This is a genomic window from Campylobacter rectus (assembly GCF_004803795.1).
In the GTDB taxonomy this organism is placed as follows: domain Bacteria; phylum Campylobacterota; class Campylobacteria; order Campylobacterales; family Campylobacteraceae; genus Campylobacter_A; species Campylobacter_A rectus.
In genome coordinates, this window is record NZ_CP012543.1 from 2,035,702 (window position 1) to 2,052,733 (window position 17,032).

Annotated in this window: 11 protein-coding genes; 2 read left to right on the plus strand and 9 right to left on the minus strand. The window is 46.0% G+C overall.

The window, feature by feature from the left end; translation table 11 throughout:
* The first annotated feature begins 35 nt into the window (after positions 1–35).
* Positions 36–1,826 (plus strand): translation elongation factor 4, encoded by a 1,791-nt coding sequence (gene lepA, locus CRECT_RS09845; RefSeq protein WP_002944954.1) that lies wholly within the window; start codon positions 36–38, stop codon positions 1,824–1,826.
* A gap of 1,160 nt (positions 1,827–2,986) precedes the next feature.
* Complete coding sequence (locus tag CRECT_RS09850) at positions 2,987–3,916, plus strand: ribose-phosphate pyrophosphokinase (protein ID WP_002944935.1); 930 nt, start codon at positions 2,987–2,989, stop codon at positions 3,914–3,916.
* A 1,224-nt stretch (positions 3,917–5,140) separates the two neighbouring features.
* On the opposite strand, the gene CRECT_RS13090 is transcribed toward CRECT_RS09850, so the two are convergent.
* The 9 genes from CRECT_RS13090 to CRECT_RS09890 form a co-directional block, all read right to left on the minus strand.
* Entirely contained in the window at positions 5,141–5,380 is a 240-nt protein-coding gene (locus CRECT_RS13090) for a hypothetical protein (protein ID WP_311767675.1), read from the minus strand.
* Positions 5,352–5,513 (minus strand): YqhA family protein, encoded by a 162-nt coding sequence (locus tag CRECT_RS13095; RefSeq protein ID WP_311767674.1) that lies wholly within the window; start codon positions 5,511–5,513, stop codon positions 5,352–5,354. The genes CRECT_RS13090 and CRECT_RS13095 overlap by 29 nt, the downstream gene beginning before the upstream one ends.
* A 264-nt stretch (positions 5,514–5,777) precedes the next feature.
* On the minus strand, positions 5,778–9,632 hold the full coding sequence (locus tag CRECT_RS09860; protein ID WP_002944986.1) for a hypothetical protein: 3,855 nt from the start codon (positions 9,630–9,632) through the stop codon (positions 5,778–5,780).
* A 514-nt stretch (positions 9,633–10,146) separates the two neighbouring features.
* Positions 10,147–11,172, minus strand: coding sequence for an aspartate-semialdehyde dehydrogenase (locus tag CRECT_RS09865; protein WP_039888314.1), 1,026 nt, complete (start codon positions 11,170–11,172; stop codon positions 10,147–10,149).
* A 433-nt stretch (positions 11,173–11,605) separates the two neighbouring features.
* On the minus strand, positions 11,606–12,775 hold the full coding sequence (locus tag CRECT_RS09870; protein WP_002945004.1) for a sigma-54-dependent transcriptional regulator: 1,170 nt from the start codon (positions 12,773–12,775) through the stop codon (positions 11,606–11,608).
* A 3-nt stretch (positions 12,776–12,778) separates the two neighbouring features.
* Positions 12,779–13,177, minus strand: a complete 399-nt coding sequence (locus tag CRECT_RS09875; protein ID WP_002944929.1) for a hypothetical protein — start codon at positions 13,175–13,177, stop codon at positions 12,779–12,781.
* Positions 13,153–13,638 (minus strand): LPP20 family lipoprotein, encoded by a 486-nt coding sequence (locus CRECT_RS09880; RefSeq protein WP_002944982.1) that lies wholly within the window; start codon positions 13,636–13,638, stop codon positions 13,153–13,155. The genes CRECT_RS09875 and CRECT_RS09880 overlap by 25 nt, the downstream gene beginning before the upstream one ends.
* A 73-nt stretch (positions 13,639–13,711) precedes the next feature.
* Positions 13,712–16,336, minus strand: a complete 2,625-nt coding sequence (gyrA, locus tag CRECT_RS09885) for a DNA gyrase subunit A (protein WP_002944958.1) — start codon at positions 16,334–16,336, stop codon at positions 13,712–13,714.
* 217 nt (positions 16,337–16,553) lie between these two features.
* Complete coding sequence (locus CRECT_RS09890) at positions 16,554–17,030, minus strand: hypothetical protein (RefSeq protein ID WP_039888312.1); 477 nt, start codon at positions 17,028–17,030, stop codon at positions 16,554–16,556.
* Positions 17,031–17,032 lie beyond the last annotated feature (2 nt).

A 17,032-nucleotide genomic window follows, 5' to 3' on the forward strand; every position in this document is an offset into this window, starting at 1 on the left:
TTTATACAATCGCCCAAAATTTAACTAGGGATCTTATGAAAAACATCAGAAATTTTAGCATCATCGCTCACATCGACCACGGCAAATCAACGCTCGCAGACCGCCTAATACAGGAGTGCGGCGCCGTCAGCGACCGCGAGATGAGCTCGCAAATCATGGACACGATGGATATCGAAAAAGAGCGCGGCATCACGATCAAGGCTCAGTCCGTGCGTCTAAACTACGCGCTCGGCGGGCAAAATTTCGTCCTAAATTTGATCGACACTCCGGGCCACGTGGACTTTAGCTACGAGGTGAGCCGCTCCTTGGCTAGCTGCGAGGGCGCTCTACTCGTGGTCGACGCTAGCCAAGGCGTAGAAGCTCAAACCATCGCAAACGTCTATATCGCGCTAGAAAATAACCTCGAAATCATCCCCGTCATAAATAAAATCGACCTCCCCGCAGCAGATCCGGCTCGCGTAAAAAACGAGATCGAGCACGTTATAGGGCTTGACTGCAGCGGCGCGATCGAGGTCAGCGCTAAAAGCGGCATCGGCATCAAAGAGCTGCTAGAAGCCATCATCACGCGCATCCCCTCTCCCGGCGGCGAGGCGGAAAAGCCGCTAAAAACACTCATCTACGACAGCTGGTTTGACAACTACCTAGGCGCTTTGGCGCTCGTGCGCGTCTATGACGGCGAGCTAAAGAAAAACGACGAGATCCTAGTCATGGGCACGGGCAAAAAACACATCGTGCTAGATCTTATGTATCCAAACCCCATCGCGCCGATAAAAACGGCAAGACTAGGCGCGGGCGAGGTCGGCATCGTGGTGCTGGGGCTAAAAAACGTTAGCGACGTGCAGGTGGGCGATACGATCACGCTAGCTCGTAACCCCGTAAAAGAGCCAGTCGGCGGCTTTGAGCGGGCTAAGCCGTTCGTATTTGCGGGACTTTATCCGATCGAAACGGATAAATTTGAAGACCTACGCGACGCCCTGGATAAACTCAAGCTAAACGACAGCTCCATTAGCTACGAGCCCGAGACTTCGGTAGCACTTGGGTTTGGCTTTCGCGTCGGATTTTTGGGGCTGCTGCATATGGAGGTTATCAAGGAGCGTTTGGAGCGCGAATTTGACCTTGATCTCATCGCCACGGCTCCGACCGTGACCTACGAAGTCGTACAAACCGACGGTCAAATTTTACGTATCCAAAACCCGAGCCAGCTCCCGCCGGTTAATAAAATCGAGCACGTCAAAGAGCCCTACGTAAAGTCCACGATCATCACTCCGAGCGAGTTTTTGGGCAACATCATCACGCTGCTAAACAACCGCCGCGCCGTGCAGACTAAAATGGACTACATCACGCCCGAGCGCGTGCTGCTCGAGTACGACATCCCGATGAACGAGATCGTGATGGACTTTTACGACAAGCTAAAATCAAGCACCAAAGGCTACGCGAGCTTTGATTACGAGCCTAGCGACTACCGCGTGGGCGATCTGGTAAAGCTTGATATCAAGGTCGCAGGCGAGACCGTGGACGCGCTCTCCATCATCGTGCCCGAAAGTAAAGCCCAGTGCAAAGGACGCGACTTCGTCAAAGCGATGAAAGAGATCGTGCCGCGCCAACTCTTTGAGGTCGCGATACAAGCCAGCATCGGTAACAAAGTCATCGCGCGCGAAACGGTAAAATCTATGGGCAAAAACGTAACCGCCAAGTGCTACGGCGGCGACATCACGCGTAAGCGCAAGCTGCTAGAAAAGCAAAAAGAGGGCAAAAAGCGCATGAAAGCTATCGGCAAGGTAAATTTGCCGCAAGAGGCGTTTTTAAGCGTTTTAAAAATAGACTAGCGGTTCTTGCGAGCATTTTGCGGAGCTTTTCGCTACGCTCGCAACCGCTTCCTAAAAAGCCGCCAGCGTAAAGCGGAGCAGAAAGAAATATAGCCGAAGCTTGGTTATATGTATATGCCCTCGCTCGGCTTATTTGCGTCTTCGTCTCCTTATAGCCGAGTTTAGCTTCATATCGTAAGCAAAGCGCTACTAGCGCTTGCAAAAAACTTCGCCTTTTTATTTTGACGGCTTATTTTGCAATTTCCTACGCCTACGGTTGCTTCCTAAAAACTACAAACGCGCAAAGCGCGAAGTAAAACGGAAGTAAAATTTTGGTTTATGAACTTATCTATCTTCGGTCTAAAATTTCTTCGCTTCTGCTAGCGCTCTTGACTGCGAGAAAAACAAAGCATTTAAATTCATCCCGCGATACTTTGCCTTGACTTTTTACGTTTAAATTTGAAGTCGAATTTGTAAATTTTGGCTTCAAATTTTGTCCGCCCGGACCCGCACCGCAAAAACGTTAAATTTGGTTTGGTTAAATTTAGAACCGAATTTGTTTTTGGCTCCAGCGACGCCCTACTCTTAGAGCAAGGCGGTGTCGCCGCCTCTCTATGCAGCGGGGATGACGGGGCTTTGGCGTATGCTTTCTTAACAGCCGCTTCTAAAAAGCCGCTAGCGTAAAGCGTGAAATAAAGTAGAGCGTATCCAAACCATCCCCTTTTAACAAAAATGCTTTGCGCGAGTGAAATTTTAAAATTTTATTTAAAATTTGACCGTATCAAAACTTAAATATCGCCGCTAGAGGCCATACCGACGACTTATGCTCGGTATTTGGGTTTAGATTTTGCAAATTCGACTTAAATTTTAGCATTTTAAAGTTTAGGGTCATGCGCAAAAACTAAAAATTTCACATTTTCAAGATCGCCGTTTTTAAAACCGAATTTGACGCGAGATAAATTCGCAATATTTTAAGATTAGAAGTAAAATTTACCTCAAAAATAGCTTCGCCAAGGCGATCGATGCCGCTAATTTTTTAAAAATTTCGCCCGCCCGAAGCCCGGCTCGCGCATAAAAATCGAAATTTAAACCGATAAAAACGCAAATTTACCTATAAAAATCTACGAATTTAAGTTTTAGTTCGGTAAAATTAGATAAAAATTTTATAAAGGTTAATCGTTATGAGAGGTTACAAAATCTTTTCGGGCACCGCAAACCCCGCACTTTCGAAGAAAATTTCGCACTATTTGTCGCTTCCGCTCAGTGAAGCCACCGTAAAGCGCTTTAGCGACGGCGAGATCAGCGTGCAAATCGGCGAGAGCGTGCGCGGCAAGGACATTTTCATCATCCAACCCACCTGTGCGCCGGCAAACGTAAATTTGATGGAGCTTTTAATCCTAACCGACGCGCTTAAGCGCAGCTCGGCAAGCTCGATAACGGCGGTGGTGCCGTATTTCGGCTACGCGCGCCAAGACCGCAAGGCCGCTCCTCGCGTGCCTATCACGGCAAAGCTCGTAGCAAATATGATGCAAACGGCGGGCATTGACCGCGTCGTCACGATCGACCTTCACGCGGGCCAAATTCAGGGATTTTTCGACATCCCCGTCGATAATCTCTACGGTTCCATCATCTTTAACGACCACATCAAAAACAAAAACCTCAAAAATCCGATCATCGCCAGTCCCGATATCGGCGGCATCGCGCGTGCCAGAAGCGTCGCAAAGGCTCTAAATCTCGACATCGTCATCGTCGATAAGCGTCGCGAAAAAGCCAACGAGAGCGAGGTGATGAACGTGATCGGCGACGTGGCGGGCAAGGACGTGATCCTAGTCGATGATATGATCGATACGGGCGGCACGATCGTAAAGGCGGCCAGAGTCTTTAAGGAGCGGGGCGCGACCTCGGTGACGGCGTGCTGCACGCATGCCGTGCTCTCCGGTAAGGCCTACGAAAATCTTGCAAACGACGCATTAGACGAGCTCATCGTGACCGACACGATACCTCTACGCGAGGAACACGAGAAGATAAAAGTGCTAAGCGTCGCGCCGATTTTCGGCGAAGTGATCAGACGCGTATATCACAACGAGAGCGTAAATTCGCTGTTTGATTGATTTTGGGCGGCGCTTTGGCTGCTCGTTTTGATTAAAATTCACCTCCTCTCTTTTTTAACGGCGCATGCAACGAGTCTGCGCCGGTTTAATTTAGCAAATTTTGCTTTTCTTTGCAGGTTTTTAACTTAAATTTACGCTTCTTTTTACCGCTTTTGATGACGCCGATAAAATTTTGCGACCAACTACTTGATATTTGGCGCGTCTTGCCAAACGAAGCGCGGGCGCGAGCATTTGGGAATTAAGCTTAAAAAACGGCTCGTTTGCTCTTTGGCTCGGTATGTAGCAAAGCCAAATGCCGTGCGGCCAAAAAGCTAGCGGATATAAAGATGTCGGAGAACGACTGCCGACGGAGGAGGCCCGCTCGCCCTATATGCGCAAGCGCTTTACGGCGTAGAGTCTTGGTAGTCGCGACCGCAAGGGAAGCGGCCGAGCTTACCCTGTAAGCGATGGATGCTTTATAAAAAGCCTGCGAATGAAATTTAAAGCTTAAATTTACGAGCGATTTCATCTTAAAAACGGCAAGGAGGCGGAGATTTTGCTCATTAAACGACATAGCAAGGAAATTTTTAGGCGGCGCGGATAAACGAGGAGAAAAATTTTATTTCAAGCAAATGCGAAAACGCTTAAAGCGCCCGACCTGCAAAAGCTCAAATAACAACCAAAGCGTAGTCTGAACAGCTTTTAAGAGCTCAAAAAGCAGGCAGATCGGATCTAAAATATATCCAAAACAAGAGAGCTCTGGGGGGGGGGGTAGATAAAGGGGTTGGACAGTTGGACGGCGTGCTTAAATTCGAGTTTTTATCTTGCTTGCATTATTTTAAATATATAGCCTGCAAAACCCGAATCTTTACGGCTTAAATTAAATTTTGGTTGCGAGAGAGCGATAATAAGGCTTAAAAGCGGTAGCGCATAGACCCGGTGAGATTTATAAACGCGTAAAACGCGCCGTAAAAATACGTGTTTAGCGTGCAGTTTTGCCGCTCGAATTTTACCGCGTCAAAATTTACCGAAAAAGCCCGAATTTAAACATAACTTTTTCACGTTTTTTTCACAGAGTGAAAAGTGAAATAATTTATATTATTTAGACTAATCTTGTAATCTTGAATTTAACCCATAAAGCCTGTAAAATCGGCATTTATCACTAAAATAAAACTTAAATTTATATTGCTTTAAATTTGGTGAAATTTTGAAATAAAACTTAATGCTGAAGTCAAAATTTAAAAGTTATTCACGTGTGACGCGGCGGTAAAATTTGAAGTGAAATTTTAAAAGCGAGCCTAAAATATAAGCTCGCAAAAGGCCTCGGCGCTTGCCATTGCGCATAAAGCGCCAAATCGAGGCCGCAAAGTAGATGATCTCAAGCGGCGCGGTGAAATTTTCACGCAAAACGAACCAAAAGCCGCCGATCGTAGCGATGAAGATAACTTTGCCCGGCTTATCCTTGAGTTCGCCGAGCGAGTGCATTCCTAGGACTTTGCTTTGACTGCTTTAGTCCCTCGATCTCGGAGATAAACAGCTCGTAAATGCCAAAGCTAAAGATGTAGAGCACGAGCGCTATGAGGTAGAGGTCGATCTCGCCGACGACGCCCGAGCGCAAGCCCTCGGAGTGCTCGCCCTTGCCAAAAAGTAGCGGTAGGCCTTGATGAGCCCATGTCGTAGCGGCGATGACGAAAATACGATCGCGCCAAGCAGACCAAGCATTGCGGCAAAGAGAGTGTAAGCGTTGCTATAGAGCAAAATCCTATCAAAAATTTATGTATTAACGTCCTTTGCTTAAAAAGAAAACGCGTATTTTATAATATTTTCCTTAAAGATTAGGCTCAGAAACTAGCAAAGATAGCCGGAGCTAAAAAGTAAAAATTTAATCGTATTCTTCATAAATATCTCTTTTTTCTTCCACTTCCGCTTCTTTTGTATACTGCTCGGCAAACTTGCGCATAGCTGCTGCAAATCTAGTAAAACCTTCCGCATCAAGGGCTTTGGCTTTTTCTTGATTTTTCTTAGCAAGCTCTCGCTCTTCCCGCCCGTAAGTAAAAGTATGCATTCCGCGCTGATTAAAAAGCGCGAGCGTGAATTCGGAGCGTATTTTGTCGGCATCCCGCTCATCTAAAATATCGGCCACGGCTTTATGTATCCAAAGCCCGCCCGGATCAGCAGGCGCGTAGGTTGAAATTTGTCCGATATAGTGCCTAGCAACTCTTATATGCCCCGTCTCTTCGGTGATTCTTTTGGCTTCCTTGATCCACTCTTTAAATGCATTTTCGTCAAATTTCCCATCTTCCTTAACTCCCGGACAAAGTTTCCATTTATATAAAATATCGTAGGTATTTTGGGCTAGATAGCGTTTATTTTCATCTATTTCTTTAGTATTGTCGCTTTTATCATACTCGGATCGAAAGGCGAGAGCAATCATATCGGCAAAGAATTGCGGATCGGAAGCGAGTTTTTTCTCGATTGCGGTAGGAGATTTTTCTCTAGAAAATCTTTTTAGCCAAGGAAAGAACTTAAATTCGATTTTAAGTAGCACGTCTTGATCTATGGTTTTTGATTTTTGAAGACGCTTAATTAGCTCAACTACACTATAGGTAGCGTAGCTATAACTAATGAGTTCTTGCATGCCACTTTCGCTATTAAGAACAGACATAAGCGAACGAACCGCTAAGGCTTCATTAATTTCGGCTTTATTTGCCTTGTGAACAGCGCAGATAACGGCTGCGCCTTCGCGCCCATACATAAGCAATTTTTCGGTTGCTTCATTTAGATTGCCGTCTGATTCATAAGGATTAACTCTGACGTTTTTCCAGTACAGCCCCTCACTGTTTTCTCCTAAATGATTAGAAACCATTTTCCATACCTCTTCATTAAAAGGTAAAAGCAAAAGAAATTTAGCGCGTTGCTCTAAAGACTGATCTTTTTGCATAATCATATCAGCCCAATCAATGCCGATTTTATAAAATTTAATCTGCGCATATCCGCTTAAAACCTGCTTTTCAACTTCATCATTTGAATCAAGAAATGTTGGCAATAGCTCATTTTCAATCAAATCATATTCTATTTCGCCCAAAGCTCGACCTACATCAAACGGCGAAGCTACTTTTTTGGCAAAATTCATGCACTTTATCAAACCTCCACTGTCCAAAATTTCTTTTATGGCGAAATTGCGTTTTTTAGCGAGCTTTTCTATTTGTTTATCATAGCTATCATCTTCGTCCAATAACTCAAAAGCTACGCCATTAAATAAATAACGATATTTTATTTCCGGCGAAGATGGCGCAAGACTATCGGATATGTTTTCGATTTTGCAAAGTTCTTCTTCGGGCAATGCCCAGTTAGTATCAGAAAATTTTCTATGGCGACGCACAATCCCATCAAGTTTTTCCCAAACCAAATAGCGCTTTTCTTCGGGCAAATTTATTATACTATCCGACAAGCAATAATCAAGAGTAAAATCGTATACATTTTTGGGCAAATTTGAAAGCCTTTCTATAAGCTCAATAAATTTATCCACGTCTTCTTTTGCTAAATCAATCACAAACTCGCATAGGGCAGTAATTTGCTCCAAATATTCATATTGAAATACGCCGTCTTTCCAATCTAAAGGAATAAAATCTCTCCAAATAGGGCGGCAAGTTCCGATTGTGGTTTGGTAGCTTTCCGGAAGCAACTCTAGCAGCAGAGACCATCCGATTTTAGGTTGATCTTTTATCACAGCTTTGATCGCCGCTTTTCTTCTATCAAATTTTGCGGTAGTTTGCACATGCCAAGGTAAAAATATATTCACAAGCGATCTTATAGGACGATTTGCCCAAGATCCGCCGGGATCAATAGAGGCAAGATCTGCCAAGATGACCGCCACTCTTGATAAATAATCAGGAGACCATGCCAGCTCTTCAAGAGCCCATAACAGGCCGCACATATAATTACGACCTTCTATCCCGCTTCCTTCTTGTTCAAATATTTCATGAAAAGGGGAATTCGAAATATCGACCAATGACGACTCTACAGCATCAAGAAATTCGCTGGGTGCGGCTTCTACTAAAAGCGGTAAGTAGTAATCTATGCTCGCCCATCGCTCCCAATTCGCCCCATCAAGCAATGTGCGCACAATAAAATTTACAGTGTTTAAAGCCTCATTGCAAGAGCAGTTACTAAGCGCTTTAGGGCGACTACCCATCAAAGCAAGCGTTTGAGAAATTCCTTTTCTAATATTTCTAGAATAGTTTAATTGTTTTCCATAAACGCTAGCGGCGTATCGTTCTTCCTTTGGTAGATCAAGCGTCGGATCTCTTTCTTCTAAAACTGAAATCGCTATATTTTTAAAGCGAGCTAGATCATCATTTGAGATCAAGCCTCCAAGGGCATCCCACGCCTCATCACGAGAAATAACTTTCCATTTTCCCTCTATCAAAGCAAGTGGAGAGTCTGAACGCAGTGCGTCAGCTCTAAATTTTTCTATCCATTCTTTATAGCTTTTGCCGACAAATTCTTCTATGGTTTGAATGTCAGCTTTATTTTCTTCATCCCATCGACCTATTAAACAGGCTTTTGCCAATTCGTGAGCAGTATTTCGTTTCGCATACGACGGCACAGCGGCTCCTACGAGATACCTCATAAGTGCAGACAGCCTCCTATTTCCTATTTTAGCAAATTCCCCTGCAAGAGCATCTGGGAACTGCGCTTTCGTCAGTATCTCTTTGATCTGATATGATGGAGGACTTTTAAGGTCTATAACATCGTCATTGCCGTTTGATGAGGCATCGCAAAACGGCACGATCACTCCATGCTCTTTTTCTATGGCTAATGCAAGTAAATTTTGTTGTTCATCATCCAAGCCTAGCCTTGGGCTAGCAACCAATACATGTGATCGTCGCAACTCGGATATCGCTTGCCATGTATCTTTATCTTTTATAAAAAGACACTTATCTGCATATTTTTGCACCTTTTCTTTTTCAAGCGTCATAAGGTAAGCCGCTACAAAATCATCTACATCGTTTTCACTCTCAGCAATAATAAAAAGTTTTTTAGCTTCGCAAGAAAAGATGGTTTCAAGCGCGCTACACTCTTTATCGCGAGAAGAGATAAAAAGCTCGGGCGGAAGAGTCAGCCCATTAAATTGTGACTGGATCAAGTTGCAGTTTCTAAATTTAGATTTAGTTAAATCCCAGTGCTCAAGCGGTGTTATAACGCCGCTTGAATTTGGCAAAATTCCTATTTTAGCAGCTATCCACCTACCAGTAGCTGGAAATTCTCTAAGCCAATCCGCTAGCTTTACCCCATCTATTATTATAATTCGTTTCCATCCTGTATTTTGCCGCCTTTTGATCCAAGCCCTCTGTTTTGGTTCATCCCAACCATTTGCTTCGGCCGAACGCGGAGTAACGAAGACGAAAGTAGAGTCTGCCCGTTCTTCATCGCTCAATTCATCGGTTCTTTTTTGAAAGCCACTACTTGCTTTTTCTTGAGGATCTTTTCCGGTACCTATTTCCCAATAAGATTTCCCCGCAGGAACAAATTCCAAAAATCCGGTCTCGCAATCTACAATGCCGTCCATGCCGGGTTGATTTACGGCATCGCCGTAAGGTATGCGGCACTCGCTTATATCGGGTGCAGATTGTTTGATAAGTAGATAAATAAGTTCCGGAATTACTCCTTGGCTTTCACGCATATCTGCATATCGTGCTAAATCGTTAGGAGTTACAATGCTTGTATATTTCATAATTCAAGTATCCTTTTTTGATAGCATTTTATATATTTTTAGCTTTATTTCGCAAATTTAAAGTGTATAGGCAAAGCAAATAATTAGCGATTTAACAAAAATTACTTTCTAAAATCTTTAAGCAAATTGTGCTTTAAATAGCATAGCTATTTAAGATATCTTTGTGGCTGTATATATCGTAAAGATGTAGGTAAATGTATATGTGGAATTTACAAAAGATTGTGTGCGGGTCAAACTAAAAATTTACATCGGTACAAATGAGAAAATTTAATGCTGAAAAAACGTGATTTTATTTTCTAAAATAAGCAAAATTTAGCCTGAAAATCCGAGCTTTGCAAGGCTTTGGCAAGAGAGCCGAAAACTAACCCTGCACAAAACCTGCACTAAATTTATGTCTAAATAAGATAAACGTAAATTTAGACAAAATTTAGCCGAATTTACGCACGAGCGCGGCAAGGACGAAGCTTGCCAAATCAAAACGCAAATTCGGCAAATTTAAATAAAATGCGGGCTGCTACTCCTGCATCTCTATCCATTTTTGCGCGATTCTTACGGCATTGGTCGCCGCTCCCACGCGGATCTGGTCGGCGCTGCACCACAGATGAAGGACGTTTTTGCGGTAGTTATCCGTGCGGATGCGTCCGACGTAGGTTTCGTTGGTGTCGCTTGAGATGCTCGGCATCGGGTATTTTTTCGCGGCGGGCTCATCTACGACCACGATGCTAGGCGCTTTGCGCAAGATTTCGCGAGCGGCCGCGGCGTCTACGTCTCTATCAAAATGAATCGTGATAGCCTCTGAGTGGCTACGAAGCACCGGCACGCGCACGCAGGTCGCGCTCACTTCCATATTTTTGTGGAGGATTTTTTGGGTCTCGTTGACCATTTTCATCTCCTCTTTCGTGTAGTCGTTATCCAAAAACACGTCGATGTGCGGGATGACGTTAAACGCTAGCTGGTGCGCGAAGACTTTCGGCTCGCACTCGTCGAGCTTAAACTCGAAAAACTTTTGCAGCTGCACGACTAGCTCTTCCATACCCTCTTTGCCGGCACCCGAAGCCGCCTGATAGGTTGCTACGTCCACGCGGTTGATGCCGTACGCATCGTCTAACGGTTTTAAAATTTGCACCATCTGGATAGTCGAGCAGTTCGGGTTGGCGATGATGCCGCGGGTTTTCCACTGCGCGATGTCCTGCGGGTTGCACTCGGGCACGACTAGCGGCACGTCCGCGTCCATCCTAAAGTGGCTTGTGTTGTCGATCACGACGGCGCCGCTGGCGGCTGCAAATTTGGCGTATTTTTCGGATACCGATCCGCCCGCGCTAAAAAACGCTATGTCGATCTCGTGCTCGTCAAAAACGGTCTCGGTAAGCTCCACGACTTTGTGGTTTTTGCCTTTAAACTCTATTTGGGTGCCCGCGCTTTTCGCGCTTGCTAGCGGTAGTAGCTCGCCGACCGGGAAATCCACCTCCTCCATAACGCGGAAAAGTTCCTCTCCGACTGCGCCCGTCGCGCCCACGACGGCAACGTTAAATTTTCTCATTTTAGACTCCTTTGTTTTTACTTCTCGGTCGGCAAAGCCCTTGCGACAAGTCTCTTTGGCTTGACCCGGCGCCAAAGACTCATCGAGCTTTGCGGACTAAATTTTGTTTGCTTCTTAGACGGCAAGCCGTCTTGCGGTTGGTCTCGTCGGTTGGATCCCGTACTCCTCGTAGCACAGTCTCGTCGCAAGCGGCTGCGAAGCGAAAAGACTCGTCCGACTTTGCGAACTAAATTTGGATTTTTCGGCAGAAAGTTATCCGCAACTACTCTTTGCTTATTAAATTTAACTCAAATTTGCGATTGAATTTTATTTCTCGCCGGCTCAAATTTGCCAAACCGCACGCTGCGTTTTCAGCGTCGCCGTCTCGGCCGGCTAAATTTAAAATTTAAGCTAAAATTTCGCTTATTTTACTCGCGTAAAGCTTAAATTTAAGCTACTTTCTGCTGCGAGCCTGCAAAAAAAGATCGCCGGGTTGTATTTCCTCGCTTTCGCTCAGAATCGCCGCTCGCTGCACAACGGAGATGAGCTCGCGGATATTGCCCGGAAAATCGTAATTTTCAAGCTCCTTTACCGCCGCTTCGGAAAAGCTTTTTGCGCCGAGATTAAACTCCTCGCAGCTTTGCTTCAAAAAGCGCTCGGCGATAGGCAAGATCTCCTCTTTGCGTTCTCTTAGCGACGGGATGGCGACGGGCACGGTGTTTAGGCGGTAAAACAGATCCTCTCTAAATTTACCCTCGCTGATCATCGCGGGCAGGTTCGCGTTCGTCGCAGATACGATGCGAACGTCGATTTTGACGCTCTTTGTGGCGCCAAGACGCGTAATCTCGCGCTCCTGGATCGCACGCAGGAGTTTTGGCTGCAAATTTAGCGGCATCTCGCCAATCTCGTCTAGAAATAACGTGCCGCCGCTTGCTAGCTCGAACTGCCCCTTTTTCATCGCCGAGGCGTCGGTAAATGCGCCCTTTTCAAAGCCGAAAAGCTCGCTTTCTATCAAATTTTCGGGGATCGCGGCCATGTTTATCGCGATAAATGGACCGTCCTTGCGCGGCGAGTTTTTGTGGATAAATTTAGCAAACAGCTCCTTGCCCACGCCGCTTTCGCCCATTAGCATCGCCGAAGCGTCCGTTTTTGCGACGCGTGAAGCTAAATTTAGCGCGTTGGCAAGGGCGGGCGAACTAGCTGCGAAATCGGTCGAATCGGCCTGAGAAATTGACCAGTTTTGCGCGGCTTTTAGGCTTGCCGCGGGTAGCTTACGGCGTAAAATTTCGACCCTTTTTATCGCCTCGTATAGCGTTTGCGCGTCAAAAGGCTTCGTGAGGAAGTCCTTGACGCCAAGGCGCACGCTCTCGATGGCTTTGTTTAGCGTCGCGTTGCCCGTCATTATGATGACGTCAAATTTGCCCTCCAGACGCTTGATGAACTCCAGCCCGTCCATTTGGGGCATGTTGATGTCGGTGATTATGAGATCGACGTCGTCGCCCATTTTTTTAAGCGCCTCAACCGCGCTTTTATAGCTTTTGATTTTTAGATCGTCGTATTCGCCAAGCGCGATCTCTAGGGATTTGCGCATATTTATGTCGTCTTCTACTATTACGATGTTCATCTTTTACTCTTTGTTTTTAAATACGCTTATGATAGCCGAAGAGGGCTTAAATTTCACCGTAAATCGCACGGGAAACAGCGTGAGGTCGGTCGCGGAGCTCATATTTTTGTTGTATTGGACGAAGCGATCTTCGACCTTAAATTTATAATGCAAAAAGCACTCGAAAAGCTCGTTTTTATGTAAATTTAAAAAATCCAGCGAGCTTTGCGCGGGCTGCTTGGAAGCGTCTATTTCGCATAGATATTCGTACTCTAGCTCGCTTAGCACCATGGCCTTTGAGAGCGCTAATTTATCGTAAATGACGGAGTTGTTTTTGGTGGAGATTTTAGCCCAGAGGATAAACTCCTCCGAGCCGTAAAGAAGCGCCGCAGCGGCGATCAGTAAGCAAAAATTTCTTGCCACTTGTTTTGGTCTATTTTCATTTCCATTCTGACGCGATAAAGCCCGTCTTTAAAGTCGTGCTCTACGATGGAGGCGTTTTTGATTAGTCCGGCCACTTGAGTGGTTATGGTTGAGTCTTTTAGCATCGCGTCGCGGACGGTATCGCGCGAGTTGATCTTCACTCCGTATAACTTCTCGGCCAACTGTCTGTGTCCGTCTGCGATGGCGGCGCGTTTAGCCAGGGCTAAAGACTGGGCGTGCGAGGCGGTATTCATCGGCGCTATACCCTCGCCTACCGCACTAAATACCGCTTCGGCAGGCTCTGCGTCAAATATCATTTTCTCTTGCCTCATGACATCTCTGATGTCGTCTTTATCGACCTTTTGTATGACGATGTCCTGCCTTGGGGCGTTTGTCTTTTTGGAGCAACCGCTGGCCAAAAAAGCAACGACTACAAAAACCGCGAATGTTATTTTTTTCATTCTTGAACCTTTAAATTCAGTTATTTTTTTATTTGCAAATTTATTAGCAAATTGTATTCCAAAAATGCTAAATTCATTCTAAATTTTCTAGCGTCTCTTCATCCGCCTCGCCGCCGTCTTCCTCGGCTTTAGGGCATTTTGCGATACTGACCACGTCGTCGCCGTCTACATTAACCACGATGACGCCGCTGGTGTTGCGGCCCGCTTTGCGGATAGACTGCATATCGACGCGTATCATTTTACCGCTTGATGTTAGAGCCATCAGGTCTTGCTCCTCATCGACCATCACGACTCCGATGAGATCGCCGGTACGATTCGTTAGTTTCATACAGATTACGCCCTTGCCGCCGCGATTTGTTAGGCGATATTCGTCCGCGGTAGTGCGCTTGCCGATACCTTTTTGAGAGACGCTTAGCACTTCTTGCGCGTTGTTTTCGATGACGGCCGCGCCTACGACCTCGTCGCCGGCTTCTTTAAATTTGATGCCCGTCACGCCGCGAGCCGTTCTGCCCATCTGGCGCACTTTGCTAAGCTTAAATTTAAGGCACATTCCCTTTTTGGTTACGATAAACAGCATCTTTTCGCTATCGTCGCTCTCCGTTCTTTCGCCGTTTTTATCGCCATCGTTCGAATTTTCCTCGTCGATCTGCGCCTCTATCGCCTCTATCTCGTTTATCTCGGTCTCTACGCCAAGCTCGCCAATTAGATTTATCGGCTCTTCCTCGCCCTCGACGATGAGAGCGGTTACTAGCTCGTCGTTCTCGTCTAGGCTGATAGCGCGCACGCCGATAGAGCGGATATTTTTAAATTCGCTCAAATTCGTGCGTTTTACGATGCCGTTTTTAGTGAAAAACGCGAGCGATTTACTCTGGGCAAAATCAGTCGTCGGAATGATCGCCTTGATCTTTTCGTCAGGCTGTAGCTGGATGAGATTTACTACCGCTTTACCCTTTGCGGTGCGGCTTCCTTCGGGGATCTTATAGACTTTGAGCCAGTAGAGCTGTCCGCGGTCGGTCACGAACATCAGCGTATCGTGAGTGTTGCTCGTAAAGAAGCTCTCGATGAAGTCGTCGTCATACGTGGTCACCGCGACCTTGCCCTTGCCGCCGCGTTTTTGCTTCTCGTACTGCTTGCTCGGCACGCGCTTGATGTAGCCTCGGTGCGTGATGGTTACGACCATATTTTCGTTAGGGATGAGGTCCTCGATGTCAATATCGTCGTAGTCATCTACGATCTCGGTGATGCGCGGCACTTTAAATTTATTTTTTATCTCAAGCAGCTCGTCTTTGATTAGTTTTTCTAGCAAGGTTTCGCTCTTTAAAATTTCATCAAGGCGCGCGATTTCAGCCATTAGCTCGGCTAGCTCGGCCTCTAACTTCTCGCGCTCAAGACCCGTTAGCTTGCTTAGCCTCATATCTAAGATCGCGTTTGCTTGCAGCTCGCTAAGGCCGAATTTCGCCACCAATCCCTCACGAGCGCTCGGCGTGTCGGCGCTATTTTTGATGAGCTCGATCACCTCGTCGATATTATCTAGCGCGATCTTTAAGCCCTCTAAGATATGCGCTCTAGCGCGAGCTTTTTCTAGGTCAAATATCGTGCGGCGGATGATGACGGTTTTTCTGTGATTTAAAAATAGCTTCAAAAGCTCGATTAGGTTAAATACCTTCGGCTCTTTGTTGTTTATCGCAAGCATTATGACGCCAAACGTGCTCTCCATCGTCGTGGATTTAAAGAGATTGTTTAGCACAATGTCGCTCATCGCGTCGCGTTTTAGCTCGATGACGACGCGGATACCGTCCTTATCGGACTCGTCGCGCACTTCGCTGATGCCTTCGATCTGTTTTTCTTTAACCAGCTCGGCGATTTGCTCAATGAGGCGGGCTTTGTTCGTCTGATACGGCAGCTCGTCTACGACGATGACGTCTTTGTTCGGCTTTTTTTCGATGTGGGTTTTGGCGCGTAGTTTCACTCGGCCGCGTCCCGTGCGGTAGGCCTCAATGATGCCTTTTTTGCCAAATATTATCCCGCCCGTCGGGAAATCCGGCCCTTTTATATACTCCATCACTTCTTCTAGCGTCGCGTTTTTATTTTCAAGTACGAGTAAAAGTCCGTCGATTAGCTCGTCAAGGCTATGCGGCGGGATATTCGTCGCCATACCGACTGCTATACCGCTAGAGCCGTTTAGTAGTAAATTGGGCACGCGGCTAGGCAGGACATCAGGCTCGGTCTCTCTGTCGTCGTAGTTTGGGATAAAATCAACCGTGTCTTTTTCGATATCGCGTAAGATTTCTTCGGTGAGATTAGTCATCCTAGCTTCGGTATAACGCATCGCAGCAGCGCCGTCGCCGTCGATGGAGCCGAAGTTTCCTTGTCCGTCGACCGCAGGATAGCGCATGGAAAATTTCTGAGCCATACGCACGAGCGCGTCGTAAACAGCCGTATCGCCGTGCGGGTGGTACTTACCGATGACGTCGCCCACGATACGCGCGGACTTCATATACGGGCTGCGGCTGCCGACTCCGAGGTTGTTCATCGCGTATAGGATGCGTCTATGAACGGGCTTTAGACCGTCTCTAGCATCGGGCAGGGCGCGACCGACGATGACGCTCATCGAGTAGTCGAGGTAGCTCGTTTTTATCGACTCTTCGATATCCACGGTTTGGATGTCTTGATTTTGATTGAGTAGATTTTCTTCCATTTTTATCCTTAAAATTTACTGTTGGATTTTAGCTTAAATTTGATAAAAACTTGCTAAATAAATGCGCTTCGTCGCCGTCCGGCTTGGTAAAATTCGTCCGAATTCGAGGCGTTTGGATTAATTTGTTCGCGGGCTTAAATTTATATCTTAAATTTGACTTTGGGCGGATTAAATTTACACATTAAATTTTCTTTTTACGGCGCAAAATTTGATAAATTTATCCGCCCGAGCGCTTGATTATCTTAAATTTAATCGCAGAGTAAACGAAAGCAAAAACGCAGGCCGCGGGAAGTAATTGTATGAGCGCCGCGACTCCCATCTCGCCGCCGTCAATCAAGACTGCATAAAACGGGATAAAACCGACCGTAAAAAAGTAAAATTTAGCAAAATTTGACATTTTGACGGCCTTGTTTTTAAGACCGTAAATTTTAAATCTCAAAAAGCCCAGTGCCGTCATCGCAGCCGCTAGCAAAACCGCTCCGAGCACCGCCAGATTGTAATCTGCGCCGTAAAGAATCTCGCTTGAAAATAGGGCGAAAAATGCTACCGAGAAATAAAACGGATGCCCAAAAATCATAATGAAAATAAATAAGAAATTTAAAATTTTGCTCTCGCGTTTGCATCGCCAAACGGCGACGTCTGCAGTGACCGCCACTCCGAGCGCCAAAGCCGAAAAAAGTAAAACATTTATCAAAA